This window comes from Pseudomonas wuhanensis, from assembly GCF_030687395.1.
Lineage (GTDB): Bacteria > Pseudomonadota > Gammaproteobacteria > Pseudomonadales > Pseudomonadaceae > Aquipseudomonas > Aquipseudomonas wuhanensis.
The window spans coordinates 3,098,267-3,112,882 of sequence record NZ_CP117430.1 but is presented as its reverse complement, the minus strand read 5'-3'; the positions used below and the strand labels follow the sequence as shown (position 1 = coordinate 3,112,882).

At 58.7% G+C, this 14,616-nt stretch carries 11 protein-coding genes and 1 pseudogene; 7 read left to right on the top strand and 5 right to left on the bottom strand.

The annotated features are described in order from the left end of the window. The first annotated feature begins 49 nt into the window (after positions 1-49). Positions 50-829: a TSUP family transporter gene (locus tag PSH88_RS14360; protein ID WP_007900140.1), complete on the top strand. Its 780-nt coding sequence runs from the start codon at positions 50-52 to the stop codon at positions 827-829. Here PSH88_RS14360 and nudC read toward each other — a convergent pair. Both nudC and PSH88_RS14350 read right to left on the bottom strand, forming a co-directional pair. Further along, positions 797-1,627 carry an NAD(+) diphosphatase gene (gene nudC / locus PSH88_RS14355; protein ID WP_305426899.1) on the bottom strand — a complete coding sequence of 277 codons (831 nt, stop codon included), beginning with the start codon at positions 1,625-1,627 and terminating at the stop codon, positions 797-799. The two genes, PSH88_RS14360 and nudC, sit on opposite strands and share 33 nt — an antisense overlap. A 6-nt stretch (positions 1,628-1,633) precedes the next feature. Further along, a complete protein-coding gene (locus PSH88_RS14350; protein ID WP_305426898.1) occupies positions 1,634-2,446 on the bottom strand; it encodes a crotonase/enoyl-CoA hydratase family protein in 813 nt (270 codons plus the stop codon). 123 nt (positions 2,447-2,569) lie between these two features. Here PSH88_RS14350 and PSH88_RS14345 point away from each other — a divergent pair. Further along, a pseudogene (locus tag PSH88_RS14345) lies at positions 2,570-2,878 on the top strand (isochorismatase family protein); the annotation flags it as partial. A gap of 29 nt (positions 2,879-2,907) precedes the next feature. On the opposite strand, the gene PSH88_RS14340 reads toward PSH88_RS14345, so the two are convergent. Together PSH88_RS14340 and PSH88_RS14335 are read right to left on the bottom strand one after the other, a co-directional pair. Beyond that, complete coding sequence (locus PSH88_RS14340) at positions 2,908-4,209, bottom strand: ATP-binding protein (RefSeq protein WP_305426897.1); 1,302 nt, start codon at positions 4,207-4,209, stop codon at positions 2,908-2,910. Between the two features lie 4 nt (positions 4,210-4,213). Then, positions 4,214-4,915, bottom strand: a complete 702-nt coding sequence (locus PSH88_RS14335) for a response regulator (protein WP_305426896.1) — start codon at positions 4,913-4,915, stop codon at positions 4,214-4,216. A 293-nt stretch (positions 4,916-5,208) separates the two neighbouring features. Here PSH88_RS14335 and PSH88_RS14330 point away from each other — a divergent pair, with 293 nt between their 5' ends. The 5 genes from PSH88_RS14330 (at position 5,209) to PSH88_RS14310 (ending at position 12,135) form a co-directional block, all read left to right on the top strand. Then, complete coding sequence (locus tag PSH88_RS14330; RefSeq protein ID WP_305426895.1) at positions 5,209-6,366, top strand: efflux RND transporter periplasmic adaptor subunit; 1,158 nt, start codon at positions 5,209-5,211, stop codon at positions 6,364-6,366. A 15-nt stretch (positions 6,367-6,381) separates the two neighbouring features. Further along, positions 6,382-9,480, top strand: coding sequence for an efflux RND transporter permease subunit (locus PSH88_RS14325; RefSeq protein WP_305483556.1), 3,099 nt, complete (start codon positions 6,382-6,384; stop codon positions 9,478-9,480). A 190-nt stretch (positions 9,481-9,670) separates the two neighbouring features. After that, positions 9,671-10,312: a DUF1345 domain-containing protein gene (locus tag PSH88_RS14320; RefSeq protein WP_305426894.1), complete on the top strand. Its 642-nt coding sequence runs from the start codon at positions 9,671-9,673 to the stop codon at positions 10,310-10,312. Between the two features lie 142 nt (positions 10,313-10,454). Next, positions 10,455-11,315 carry a hypothetical protein gene (locus tag PSH88_RS14315; RefSeq protein ID WP_305426893.1) on the top strand — a complete coding sequence of 287 codons (861 nt, stop codon included), beginning with the start codon at positions 10,455-10,457 and terminating at the stop codon, positions 11,313-11,315. Between the two features lie 316 nt (positions 11,316-11,631). Further along, positions 11,632-12,135: a hypothetical protein gene (locus PSH88_RS14310; RefSeq protein ID WP_305426892.1), complete on the top strand. Its 504-nt coding sequence runs from the start codon at positions 11,632-11,634 to the stop codon at positions 12,133-12,135. A 71-nt stretch (positions 12,136-12,206) separates the two neighbouring features. On the opposite strand, the gene PSH88_RS14305 is transcribed toward PSH88_RS14310, so the two are convergent. Then, positions 12,207-14,411 (bottom strand): autotransporter outer membrane beta-barrel domain-containing protein, encoded by a 2,205-nt coding sequence (locus PSH88_RS14305; protein ID WP_305426891.1) that lies wholly within the window; start codon positions 14,409-14,411, stop codon positions 12,207-12,209. Positions 14,412-14,616: the final 205 nt, after the last annotated feature.

Here is a 14,616-nt window from a genome sequence, read left to right as displayed (position 1 = left end):
GCCTTCCCCCGCAGCCCCTCTTCTGCGCCCTGCCGAATAAGCCCATTCCATGCCTTTCGAACTCAGCGTTGACCTCACTACCCTGGCCGTTCTGGCCCTCGTCGCTTTCATTGCCGGTTTCATCGACGCCATCGCCGGCGGTGGTGGTCTGTTGACCACTCCGGCGCTGCTGACTGCCGGCCTGCCGCCGCACCTGGTGCTGGGCACCAACAAGCTCAGTTCGACCTTCGGCTCGGCCACTGCCAGTTTCACTTTCTACCGGCGCAAGCTGTTCCATCCTCGGCAATGGACGCATGCCATCGTCGGCACGCTGGTGGGCGCACTCACCGGCGCCGTGGTCGCTCATTACTTGCCGGCGGAATGGCTGAACAAGATGCTGCCGGTGATCGTTTTCGCCTGCGGCCTGTACCTGTTGTTCGGCGGCACACCGAAGGCGCCGCTGGACAGCGACGCACCGATCAAGAAAAAGTGGCAATCGACCCAAGGCTTCAGCCTCGGTTTCTATGACGGCGTGGCCGGTCCGGGCACAGGAGCGTTCTGGACCGTCAGCAGCCTGCTGCTCTACCCCATCGACCTGGTCAAGGCCAGCGGCGTGGCGCGCAGCATGAACTTCGTCAGCAACATTGCGGCGCTGTCGGTGTTCATCTTTTCCGGGCAAGTGGACTGGATCATCGGCCTGAGCATGGGCCTGTCGGTGATGGTCGGCGCCTTCTTCGGCGCGCGCACCGCCATCAGCGGCGGTGCGAAATTCATTCGCCCGGTGTTCATCACCGTGGTGCTCGGCCTGACCGTGCGCCTAGCCTGGCAGCACTGGTTCAGCGTGGCCTAAACGCCGCGCCACGTAGACGTCGATCAGGTAACGGGCAATCGAGCGTGACGCCGGCAACGGCGGCAGCTTGTGCACGTTGAACCACTGGGCGTCTTCGATCTCGTCTTCCTGACAGACAATCTCGCCGCCGGCGTACTCGGCGTGGAAACCGAGCATCATCGAATGCGGGAATGGCCAGCATTGACTGCCCATGTACTGGATGTTCTTGACCTCGATCTGCACCTCTTCGCGGACCTCGCGAATCAGGCAGTCTTCGGCTGACTCACCCGGCTCGGCAAACCCTGCCAAGGTGCTGTAGACCCCGGTGACAAAACGCGGCGAACGGGCCAGCAGAACCTCGTCGCCACGGGTCACCAGCACGATCATGCTCGGTGAAATGCGCGGATAGTGGCGTATATCACACGGTTCACAGTACATCGCCCGCTCACGCGGCACCTGGCTCATCACCTGCCCGCAATTGCCGCAAAAACGGTGTTCACGGGCCCAGGTCCCGATTTGCGCCGCATAGCCCAGAACCTTGTAGACGGTGTGATCGCCCTCGAGCATGAACGCCCGCAGGCCTTTCCAGTTGCAGCCCGGTACTTCGCTGTGACTGCGCAACTCCAGCAGGTAGACCGGTTCGCCATCCAGGTGACCGATGCCGTGCTCGGCAAGAATCGACAAGTCCTGACGCTTGAGCCATTCCCGTGGAAACAGCGCGCCATTGTCATCGAACAAAAAACCTTCGGGGCTGCGCGCCACGGCCCAGCCGCCGGGTTGATCGGTGTCCAGTACTGCGGTGGTCCAGCGTGAAATCATGGTTAATCAATCCAGAAATTCGGGTTTCTGTTTGCTCATATGGGCGGCCATGGCCACGCGCAGATCGGTGGATTGCAGCATGGCGGCGTTCCAGGTGGCGACGTATTCGAGGCCGTCGTCGATGCGATGGTCGCGCATGTAGCTGATCATCTCTTTGGTGCCGGTGACAGCAATCGGCGACTTGCCGGCGATCTCGCGGGCAATGCCCATCACGCCTTCAAGCAGGCAGGCGGCATCGCTGTAGACGCGATTGACCAGGCCGATGTTGCGCGCTTCGTCAGCATCAAAGGTGCGACCAGTGTAAGCCAGTTCACGCAGCATGCCGTCACCGATTATCCGTGGCAAGCGTTGCAAAGTGCCGACATCGGCGGCCATGCCGATGTCGATTTCCTTGATGGAAAATTGCGCGTCCTCGGCGGCGTAACGCATGTCGCAGGCCGAAATCAGGTCGATGGCGCCACCCAGGCAATAACCCTGAATCGCCGCCAGCACCGGTTTGCGGCAGTTGTCGACGGCATTGAACGAGGCTTGCAGCGTGAGAATCGTTCTTCGTAGCAGCCGTGCATTGCGGCTGACGTCCTTGCCCAACTCATTGAGCATACCGGCCATCATCATCAGGTCGATGCCTGAAGAAAAATGCTTGCCGGCGCCACTGAGTACCACCACCCTCACTTCATCGGTATCGTCGATCCACTGGAAAATCTCGATGATCTCGCTCCAGAACGCGGCGTTCATCGAATTGATCTTTTCCGGGCGATTGATCTGCACATGGGCGATGTTATCGGCCAGTTCGACGCTGAAGGCGGTGTATTGAGGCATGGCAGTGATCCTTTACCGGGCAGAATATGAGGCCCGAACTATAACAAGGCATCAGTGCCCGCAGTAAGGCAGCGGTTCGGCCAAATGCGGGACTGGCTTCAGGTTCTTTAGTGTCTGGACTGGCCTTTTCGCGAGCAAACGCTCTGGCCGGAGCATTGTGTACGCGCCACGCCCGGCGCCGAGTTCCACCCGGAACTGGACCTGCCCCCCGCTCAACTGATCATCCGCAAGGGCTGCAACCCGGAGGTCGGGCTGGCACTGGATTTCTGCGTGATGTTTTCTGCGCTGGATGCGCGGGCGGCGGGGTTCAATGCGTTTGTGGTGACGGATGCTTGCCGCGCGATTGATCTGGACGGCTCGTTGGCGGCGGCGATCGAGCGGATGCAGGTGGCGGGGGTTGGGTTGATTCCATCAAAAACCTGTGGCTGGTGATGACCTGTGGCGAGGGGATGCCACTGGATTCAGATGGGGGTTGGCAACCAAAGCCGGAACCGCGCTCCACCCAACGGCGAAACCTGCGCGGTCAGTGTGCCGCCCTGGGCTTCCAGCGCCCGGCGACTGATCGCCAGCCCCAGACCAAACCCGCCAGTGGCGCGATCCCGGCTACGATCCAGCCGATAAAACGGCTCGAAAATCCGCTCTCGCTCTTCCTCCGGGATGCCGATGCCATCGTCATCCACCCAAATCTCACAGCCCTTGGGGCATACCTGTAAACCGATCTGAATCCGTTTTTCGCAATAGCGCATGGCATTACGCAGCAGGTTCTGGATCGCCCGGGCGGTCAATCGCGGGTCCAGCGAGAAGCGTTCGAGCTGGCCATGAAGCAGTACATCGATGACGATTTCCGGGGATTCCAGTTCTTCGTCGACACTGCCCAGAATGCTGTCGATGAATTCATCCAACGACACATCGACCTGTTCCGGCAACCGCGCAGGGTTTTGCAGTCGACTGTAAGACAGCAGTTCCAGCACCAGTTCATCCAGTTCGCGAATGTGCGCGACCAAGCCTTGCAGACGTTCGCGGCTGGTGGCCGGCAAGTCGTCGGACAGCGCCAGGGCCAGGCCGAAATCCAGCCTTGTCAGTGGCGTGCGCAGTTCGTGGGATACGGCGTTGAGCAGATCGCGCTGCTGGTTGAGCAGGTTTTCGATGTCGCCGGCCATGGTGTCGAACACGTGGGCCAGGCTGCCGATGTTGGAGCTGGGGGAAATCTGCGTGCGCTCGCTCAGGTGGCCCTTGCCGAAGCGTTCAGCGGTGCTTTTGAGGCGCTCCAGGTCGCGCCAGTGCGGGCGCAACCACAGCAACAGGCAGGCGAGCATGGTCGCGCCGATCAGTACGTTGATGCTCCAGTACAACCAACTGACGTCCGTCGGGTCCGGCGGCACGACCATTTTCACCACCATCTGCTCGTTCAACGGTGCTACCGCCAAGGTGCGCCAGCCCCAGTCACCGATACGCACAACGTTCTCACCGCGCTGCAAGCGTTCACGTTCATCCCGAGTAAATTCAGGGTCGTCATTGCGGGTCAGCACGATGTGCAGCGGCTGGAATTCCTTGTCCATCTCGGCCGCCAATGCCGGCCACTGCTCCGAGGGCACGGCGCGAAACTGCTTGGCAATCAGCGTTTGCAAGCCTCGGGAGTAATCGAGGTTGTAGGTCACGAAGCGCTCGTGGAAAACCTGGATCACCAGGTCCGGCACCAGGTAGATCGCCGCGCTGAACGAGACGATGGTGACCAGATAGAGGCGAAACAGGATTCTGAACATCGACTCAGCATTCCCACTCGGAGCGGCTGAACAGGTAGCCCTTGCCCCACACTGTCTTGATCTTGCGCGCCTCGCCCGCGTGGTCGTCGAATTTGCGCCGCAGTTTGGAAATGGCCACGTCCACCGAACGGTCGGTGCCGTTGAATTCGATACCGCGCAAGCGTTGCAGAATCTGGTCGCGGCTCAGCACTTCGCCGGCATGCCGGGCCAGCACCACCAGCAGGTTGTATTCACCGCTGGACAGCTCGACCAGTTGCTCGCGCCAGGTCACGGTGCGCTCGGACAGGTCGATGCACAGGTTGCCCATGAGAATGCGGTCGTTGGCGGTCAGCGGTTCGCTGAGGCTGCTACGGCGCAGCAAGGTCCGCACCCGGGCCAGCAACACCCGTGGTTCGCAGGGTTTGGTGACGTAGTCGTCGGCCCCCATCTCCAGCCCCAGCACCTGATCGTGGCTGTCGTCGCGGGCGGTGAGCATCAGGATCGGCAAAGTCGCCGAATCAGCTCGCAGCAAGCGGCAGACCTGCAAACCGTCGAGCCCCGGCAGCATCAGATCGAGAATCACCAGGTCCGGAGGATTGACCCGCGCCCGTTCGCGCACATGGTCGCCACGGCTGATCACGCTGACGCAATAGCCGTTGCGTTCCAGGTAGCTGGCAATCAGTTCGGAGAGCGCGGAGTCGTCTTCGACCAGGAGGATGTTGGGCATGGGTGTTTCCAGAAAGTGCAGTGGCGCCGAATAGATCGTCATCGCGGGCAAGCCCGCTCCCACAGGGATTTGATGTGGACACAGATTTTGTGAACATCACAGACCACTGTGGGAGCGGGCTTGCCCGCGATAGCGGTACATCTGTCGCAATAAATTTCAAGCCGCCAAGGATATACGCCCTCACGCTCGCCTGAGCAAAACCCTTACACAATTTCACACAGCACCTACAAAGCTTCACCGCTACCCTCCTCGGCCCCCCGTAGGATACGGGAGGTCATTATTGGGGTATCTACATGTCAAAGAATCTGCTTGCCACGCTCAGCCTGATCGCACTGGCGTTGACGCTGAGCGCGTGTGACCAGTCCTCGACCGCCGAAGAACAGGCGCCACTGGCCACCGTGCGGATCGAAACCGTCGAAGCCCGGCCCCTGTCGATCAGCAGCGAACTGAGCGGGCGGATTGCCGCGCCACGGATTGCCGAAGTGCGCGCCCGTGTTGCCGGCGTGGTGCTGCAACGCGCCTTCCACGAAGGCAGCGACGTGAAAAAAGGCGACGTTCTGTTCCGTATCGACCAGGCACCGTTCAAGGCCGACCTGGACAGCGCCGAAGCCGCATTGCGCAAGGCCGAGGCCAACGCGTTCCAGGCCAGACTGCAAGAGCAGCGTTACGCCCAATTGATCGAAGGCAACGCTATCAGCGGCCAGGATTACGACAACGCCCGCGCCAATGTCCGGCAGACCGCCGCCGATGTCGCCGCCAACAAAGCCGCCGTGGAACGGGCGAAACTGAACCTGGGTTACGCCACCGTCACCGCGCCGATTTCCGGGCGCATCGGCCGGGCGCTGGTGACTGAAGGCGCGCTGGTTGGGCAGAACGAAACTACACCGCTGGCATTGATTCAGCAGTTGAACCCGATCCATGCCGACCTGACGCAATCGACCCGTGAACTCAACGACCTGCGCCGCGCGTTCCGTTCAGGCCAGTTAAAGGAAGTGGGCCAAGGTCAGGCCAAAGCCACGTTGATTCAGGACGACGGCAGCCTCTATCCATTGCCGGGCAAGTTGCTGTTCACCGACATCACCGTCGACCCAGGCACCGGTCAGATCATTCTGCGCAGCGAATTTCCCAACCCGGACCTCGACTTGCTGCCGGGCAGCTTCGTGCGCGTGCGTCTGGAGCAAGCGTTCAATCAGCAAGGCATCAGCGTGCCGCAACGGGCCATCCAGCGTGACAGCGCCGGCGTCGCCCAGGTGCTGTTGCTCGACGCCGAGCAGCGGGTCGGCCAGCAACCGGTCGAACTGGGCCCGGTGCAGAACGATCGCTGGATCGTCACCCACGGTCTCAAGCCCGGCGACCGCATCGTCACTGAAGGCCTGCAACATGCGCGCCCCGGTGAAAAAGTCCAGATAGATAACACCCCTCTTCCACTTGCCCAGGTTTCTGGTCAGTAAGCAGGACGCTTTTTTATGCCGCAGTTCTTTATCGACCGCCCGGTGTTCGCCTGGGTGGTGGCCTTGTTCATCCTGCTGGCCGGTGCGTTGGCCATTGGGCAGTTACCCGTGGCGCAGTACCCGGACGTTGCGCCGCCGAAAGTCGAAATCTACGCCACCTACCCCGGCGCTTCGGCGCAAACCGTGGACCAAAGCGTGGTCAGCCTGATCGAGGAAGAACTCAACGGCGCTGATCATCTGCTGTATTTCGAATCCCAGAGCAGCCTCGGCAGCGCCACCATCACCGCGACGTTCCAGCCAGGCACCAACCCGGAGATGGCCCAGGTCGACGTACAAAACCGCCTCAAAGCGGTCGAGTCGCGCTTGCCGCAAGCCGTCACCCAGCAAGGCTTGCAGGTGGAGAAGGTCTCCGCCGGTTTCCTGTTGCTGATTACCCTCACCTCCACCGACGGCAAGCTCAACGACGTAGCGCTCAGCGATTACCTGGCGCGCAACGTGATGAACGAGATCAAGCGTCTGGACGGCGTCGGCAAGGCCCAGTTGTACGGTGCCGAACGGGCGATGCGCATCTGGATCGACCCGCAGAAGCTGATCGGTTTCAACCTGACCCCGGCCGACGTCAATGCCGCCATCGTCGCGCAGAATGCTCAGGTTTCCGCCGGCAGCATCGGCGATTTGCCGACCCGCACGACCCAGGAAATCACCGCGACTGTTCTGGTCAAAGGGCAGCTGTCGACGCCTGAAGAATTCGCCGACATCGTGCTCAAGGCCAATCCAGACGGCTCCACCGTACGCATCCACGATGTGGCGCGGGTCGAGATCGGCAGCCAGGAATATCAGTTCTCTACACGGCTGAACGGCAAACCGTCGACCGCCGTCAGCGTACAACTGTCGCCGGGCGCCAATGCCCTGAGCACCGCAACGCTGGTGCGGGCGAAGATGGATGAACTGGCGCGCTACTTCCCGGCCGGCGTCGAATACAAGATTCCGTACGACACCTCGCCCTTCGTCAAAGTCTCGATCACCAAAGTGGTCTACACCCTCGTCGAGGCGATGGTGCTGGTGTTTGCGGTGATGTTCCTGTTCCTGCAGAACATCCGCTACACGCTGATTCCGACGCTGGTGGTGCCGGTGGCGTTGATGGGGACTTTTGCGACCATGCTCGCGCTGGGCTTCTCGATCAACGTGCTGACCATGTTCGGCATGGTGCTGGCCATCGGTATTCTGGTGGACGACGCGATTGTGGTGGTGGAGAACGTCGAGCGGATCATGGCCACCGAGGGCCTGTCGCCCAAGGACGCGACGCGCAAGGCGATGAAGCAGATCACCGGGGCGATCATCGGCATCACCCTGGTGCTGGTGGCGGTGTTCATTCCGATGGCGTTCATGCAGGGCTCGGTCGGGGTGATTTACCGACAGTTCTCGCTGTCGATGGCCACGTCGATCCTGTTCTCGGCATTCCTCGCCCTGACCTTGACCCCGGCGCTGTGCGCGACACTGCTCAAGCCGATTGCCCAAGGCCAACATCATGCCAAGGGCGGCTTCTTCGGCTGGTTCAACCGACGCTTCGAACAACTGACCGAGCGCTATCAGGGCTGGGTCGCCTACGCGCTGAAACGCACCGGTCGTTACCTGTTGATCTACGGCGTACTGCTGATCGGTCTGGGGCTGTGTTTCAGTCGCCTGCCCTCCTCGTTCCTGCCGGTGGAAGACCAGGGTTACACCATCACCGACATTCAACTGCCACCGGGCGCGAGCAAGAATCGCACGGTGCAGGTGGTCGAGCAGATTGAAGCGCACAACGCCACTGAACCGGGCGTTGGCGACAGCACGGTGATTCTCGGTTTCAGCTTCTCCGGCAGCGGGCAGAACGCCGCGCTGGCGTTTACCACGCTCAAGGATTGGTCGGACCGGGGGAGTGACGATTCGGCGAGTTCGATTGCCGACCGCGCCAACATCGCGCTCAGTCAGATCAAGGACGCCATGGCCTTCGCGGTGTTACCGCCGCCGGTCGATGGCCTCGGCACGTCCAGCGGCTTCGAGTTCCGCCTTCAGGATCGCGGCGGCCTCGGTCATGCCACGCTGATGCAGGCGCGCAGCCAGTTGCTGGCCGCCGCCGAGAAGAGCCCGGTCCTGATGAACGTGCGCGAAAGCGCCCTGGCCGAAGCGCCGCAGGTGCAACTGGAAGTCGACCGAAAGCAAGCCAATGCCTTGGGCATTTCCTTTACCGACATCGGCAACGTGCTGTCCACCGCCGTCGGATCGGCCTACATCAATGACTTCCCCAACCAGGGGCGGATGCAACGGGTGGTGGTCCAGGCTGAAGGTGATCAACGCAGTCAAGTCGCCGATCTGTTGAAGATTAACGTGCGCAACAACGCCGAGAAAATGGTGCCGTTGTCGTCCTTCGTCCGGGCCAACTGGACCCAGGGTCCGGCGCAGTTGACGCGTTACAACGGCTACCCTGCCATCAGCATTTCCGGCGAACCGGCACCGGGCTACAGCACTGGCGAAGCCATGGCGGAAATCGAACGGCTGGTGGCGCAAGGCCCGGCCGGGTTGGGTCAGGAATGGACCGGGTTGTCATTGCAGGAACGCCTGTCCGGCAGCCAGGCACCGATTCTGCTCGGGCTGTCGCTGCTGATCGTGTTCCTGTGCCTGGCGGCGCTATACGAGAGTTGGTCGATTCCGACGTCGGTGTTGCTGGTGGTGCCGCTGGGGGTACTTGGTGCAGTTCTGGCCGTGACCCTGCGCGGAATGCCCAATGACGTGTTCTTCAAAGTCGGGCTGATTACCATCATCGGCCTGTCGGCGAAAAACGCGATCCTGATCATCGAGTTTGCCAAAAGCCTGTACGACGAAGGCCACGACCTGATCGACGCCACTCTGCAGGCCGCGCGCCTGCGGTTGCGGCCGATCGTGATGACATCGCTGGCGTTCATCCTCGGCGTGGTGCCGCTGGCAATTGCCACCGGCGCGAGTTCGGCGAGCCAGCAAGCCATCGGCACCGGGGTGATTGGAGGGATGATCACCGCGACCCTGGCAGTGGTGTTTGTACCGGTGTTCTTTGTGGTGGTGATGAAACTGGTGCGCAAACACCATAAAAACATCTGACCAAACATCAATCAACTGTGGGAGCGGGCTTGCTCGCGAAAGGGCCGTCACATTCAACATTGATGTTGACTGACACGCCGCCTTCGCGAGCAAGCCCGCTCCCACATTCGATCCCATTGGATTCAGCTTTGTGGTGACAACGGACAACGCTGGGCTATGGTGTTGCAAAGCCCAGACGCATCGAGCCTCCATGCCCCTACTCGCCCGCACCCACCCTCGCCTGTCCGCCGCTGCCACGCTCGGCGTCGCGGCAGGCATTCTGGCTCCAGCCGACTCAATCATCAGCAAAATCCTCATCGGCTGGAACGCCGGGGTCTGGACCTATCTGGTACTGATGCTCTGGCTCACCGTGCGCGCCAAGGCCCCAGACGTCAAACGCATTGCCGAAGTCGAAGATGAAAACGCCGGTCTGGTGTTGCTGCTGGTGTGCATCGCGGCACTGGCCAGCCTCGGCACCATCACCTTCGAACTCGCCGGCAGCAGGGACCTGGAAACCGCCCGCAAACTGCTGCGCTACGGTTTCACCGCACTGACGGTGATCGGCTCATGGCTACTGATCGGGGTGATTTTCAGCGTGCACTATGCCCGGCTGTATTACACCTGGAACGGCAAGGAACCGGCGCTGCGTTTTGCCGAGGGGCTGGCAACCCCCAACTACTGGGACTTTCTGTACTTCTCGTTCACCATCGGCGTGGCGGTGCAGACCGCAGATGTAGGCGTCGCCACGCGGGACTTGCGCAAGATCGTGCTGGCGCAGTCGTTGATCGGGTTTGTGTTTAATACCGCGATTTTGGGGTTTTCGATCAATATTGCGGCAGGGTTGTTTGGCTGAAACTGATTGTGCGCAAGCTTCAAAGCGGCGGCTACCCCTATCAACTCTGACAGTTACGCCGGTTGCTCATTGCTCATACGCTGTGGCTTCCACTGGTTTCAGTGGATTACCAGACGGCCCGAGGGCCAGGGAGCACAGAGTTATGGACCAAAAAATTCCCCGCCAGACCACTGGCACAATGTCAGCCGAAATTGACTACTTCAACGAAAGTTTCAAGGGATCGAGTGGCTTCGCCATCCAGAAATCCCCTGAGCGGTTTTATGTCAAGGCACGTATGGATTTGCCCAATGGGCAGTGGCGTTACATTTCAATGTATTTACCCGCCAGCATTCCCGATGATGGATCGGAGTTTGACTTGTCATTAGTGATGAACCCGGATTCGAACACTCAAGCCCGGGCAAACTACGAACAGTTTTCGCCTGGCGGAAGTCAATGGGGGTCAGCGTCCGGCCAACTCAGAATGAGTTACAACTGGAAAACAGCCCAAATGAAAGGTACTTTTCAGTTCAAATCCAGGGTTGGCTCCACTGAGATCAACATCAGTGCCGGTGAGTTCGATTTGACGGGCATCACCGACGGCGTCAAGCACAATGGCACGTTCACCGATAGCGGAACGTTCAAGGCCACCAGCAAGGAATGGGGTTCCTTCAATGCCAACGATGTGAGCATTGAATGTAAAAAAATTCCCGTTGATCCGGTCGGTTATTGGGAGATTGTCGGCCGCATGGATAACGAGCTTCCACCGACCCGATCCCATATCGCGCTATTTATCAACGAAAACGTGGAGGGGAAAGAACACCAGTTAAAGGACAACAAAGACGTTTGGGTCACTTACTTCAGGCCAGACCACGGTGGTATCTTTCATGCGATCGAGGGTAGGCTCTCGTTCACATCGCTGCCCGGAACAGGTCATGCCGAGGGTACGTTGATTGCGAATTTCATCGAGAATGAGAAGAAGATTCTGGTAAACGGCGAGTTCAATATTGAAGACAACGAATTTTGATGCCCATCGCTCAATAAACCGTCAGCCCCAGGCTGACGGTTTTGCCCTTCCCCGCATAAACTCAGGATTCCCATGCCCAATCACAACCGGATCGACCTGACCCCAGGACGCCGACCCAGGCATCGAAACCCTACGCGCACATTTCAGCTACCTGATCAGCGTCAACCCAAGCCCCAGATAAAATTCACATTAATCGGGCTTTGTAAACTAGCAAGTCTGTGAGTTTACAGGGCAGACCCATTAGCGCTTTGATACGTCATCCCGGAAGTTGTCTTTAATAGCGGGATATCTTGTCATGACTATGGAGACCTTATTGATGAATATGATCACGCAAAAATTCAGACAATCAGTGAACGCCAATACCTGTATCGGGACGATCAACACCACGGAAGAGTTTAACGCAGGTCTGGTGGAGCTCAAGGAGGAAGCTTTTCCACCAGAACATAACGCCGCTTACGTAATGTTTGCGCGGCAACGCTCCGGAGAACCGAATTATACGACGAAAGAAATCACACTCTCCTTTTCAAAAGAGGGGTTAATCAATGGCACCTACGAGTTGACGCCGCTAGCGCATAATGTCCGGCTTACCTACGCTGACAATAGTAATCCCGCCAAACCTGTTATTTACACCCAAAGCGGGGGAACGGCCGTGTGGGAATATAATGCCGTCACCGGGGTTTTTTACGGAACATTGAAGGGCGCTGTTGTTGAAAACCACGACGATGACGAACCTAAGGCATTAACGATTGATGTGAAATTTTCGGTGAGGAAAAATAGCGCACTCTCCAGCAGTTTGCGCGCCCGCGCGGTAGCTGCGTAACCGATTGATAAAACAGTGATAGTAAAAAAAGGAAGCGCTAGCTTCCTTTTTACATGACTTGGCAGGGGTATTTACCACTCGTAACGAACGCCAAAGTTGAACCCAAAAGGCTGTTCAAAATTTCGACCACTGCCGTAGTCGAAGTCAGCGTGCATATGGAGTTTTTTCGTCATGGCGACGGCAACCCCAGTACCCAACTCAACTCGAGAACCGGACAGATCATTATTAAAGACATTGTTGTTGACCTGAACCTCATTGCTCTTCGCGAACTCGTGAGCCCAGGCGGCCCGCAGGTATGGCTGTATCACACGCCCCTGTTCGAGCGGGATATTTCGCCCTGCGGTAGCCCCCACCTTACCGATAAAGGAACGCGTGCGATCCCCTTCAGCTTGCAAATCGTTGTCCAGGGAAAAGTCCTTGCCCTGAATGACCACCGCGGACCATTGAGTGAAGGGTTCAAGGAAGTTTCCATTGGCGAAGCTGATATGGCGTCCAAACTCGATGGAGCCTCCCAGGCCCGAATTGTCATAGTCGCCCTTGGCCCGGGCGCCATCGCTCAAACCGACTTTCGCTTCATTGCGAAAACGGTTCGCCTTTAACACGCCGTCGAAATAATAACCGGTCCGTGAGTCAAGCCAGGTGACGTATGTGCCCAGATAGTAGCTAGCTACACGCCCTGAGGTGCCAGCCTTCAGGTCAAGGTCGGATTTACTCTGACCGGCCATCACACCCACCAGCCATTGGCCATCTCCGACAGGCAGCGGCGCATCTGCGCCCAACGTGAAACCTTGCTGGGTTTGTTGGTAACCGACACCCGAGCCATCGGCGATGTTGTACTTGTTGGCGTATGTGCGGCCCCAGGCGCCCGCCTTGCCGCCATTGAAACGCAGTTCCCCCATGCGAGTGCGCAATGAGGTCAACTCGCCTAACCATACGGTCGATGCGGTATTGAATAGAGCAAGTACCGAGCGTGTGCCCGGACTGACCGTGCGAGTACTCGGATCGAGTACCCAGTCATTGCCACTTTTTGCCAGCCCGTAGGAATAGGTCCCAAGATCGACCGCGCCGTTGACCAGAGAAAACTGCGCATCGCCAGCGGCGGTTTGAACCACGCGAATCGGTTGGCCGGCGGCAGGGTCAACACCACTGCTGGCAATCAACAATTCATGATTGCCACTGGCGGTCCCTGTGACATTTAGCAAATCGGTCTGGCCCGTGGCGAAATCTGTGCCCATCACGAACCGGCCATTGCCCGACAGCGTGGTCACGTTCAATTGGTAGAAGGCGTTATCAGCACCGAATATCACCGCCCCACCATTGTTGAGCGTGAGTTTGTCAACGTTACTGTTATCCACCAGTACCCATTTGGAACTGTCATTAATGGTGGTGCTGGCCACATTTTCCAGGCGGCCGGTCAAGACTGAATCGTTCTGCAGGATCAGTTGGGTGGTACTGCCTTGCTCGGTAACGATGTTACCGGTCAACGTACTGCCATTAACGGTCATGGAGGTGTTGGCACCGCCTCTCACATCCAGCAGCGTATCGTTGCCTGCCAGCAATCGGGAATTGCTCAAGGAGATGGTCGCTGTCGAAGTCGCTCCATTGGCGAAGTCCACCAGGATCGCCGAACCGGAATGCCCCTGAACTGTGGTGTTTTCAATGGCCAATACGGCGGGTTGAACGTCATTCGGGTCAAGGTCAATGAGTACACCGTTTTGCCCGCCAACGATTGTGCTGCTCCTGGCCGTAGCCTGGCCACTGCGCAACCGAATCCCGTAACTCGTGGCACCAGTGCCTTGAATGGTTGAATCGGTAACATCCAGGGTGCTGTAGGCACTGACCAAGGCACCACCCAATACACCGGTAATGGTGCTGTTACCTGTCACAGTAACCTTGGAGCCGGTCTGAGTAGCAGCATTGCGAACCGCCTGCAGTCCTACACGATTACCGGTAATGGTGCTGTTATCGATAGTGGCGTCACTGTTGCTCAGCAAGACAGCTGCAAGGCCGCCGATGCCTGAAACGGTCGCCCCGCTCAGATTGACGCTCGAGCCATTGCTGGCCGAAATCTGCTGAGTCGTGCCACCGGTGTTTACATTGAGTGTCGAACTGTCGGAGGTGATACTGAGCGTCTGCGCGCCATTAACCGTCAGCGTCGCATTCTGGCTAAGGTCCCAGCTTTCCGGTGTGCCGCCATTAATAGTTACATTCCCCCCAATGACGGGCGCAGCGGTTGCAAATGAAGTGAAGCACGCCAGTAGCGAGGGGCACAGCAACGTACACCTGGACGCACTCCTGGGAAAAAATGAAAATTTGCCTCGCATAGTAGACACCTACCTGAAAAAAACTCGAGCGCCGGCACTCTCGGAGATGAGCGAGGCCAGCCATTTGAGGGTCGCTAGGCTATCTGGGAGTTTCACAAAGTTCTGTAGGATTTATCCTTATTTAATAAGCGAAAACTCCTTCAGAATTTCTCTTAAA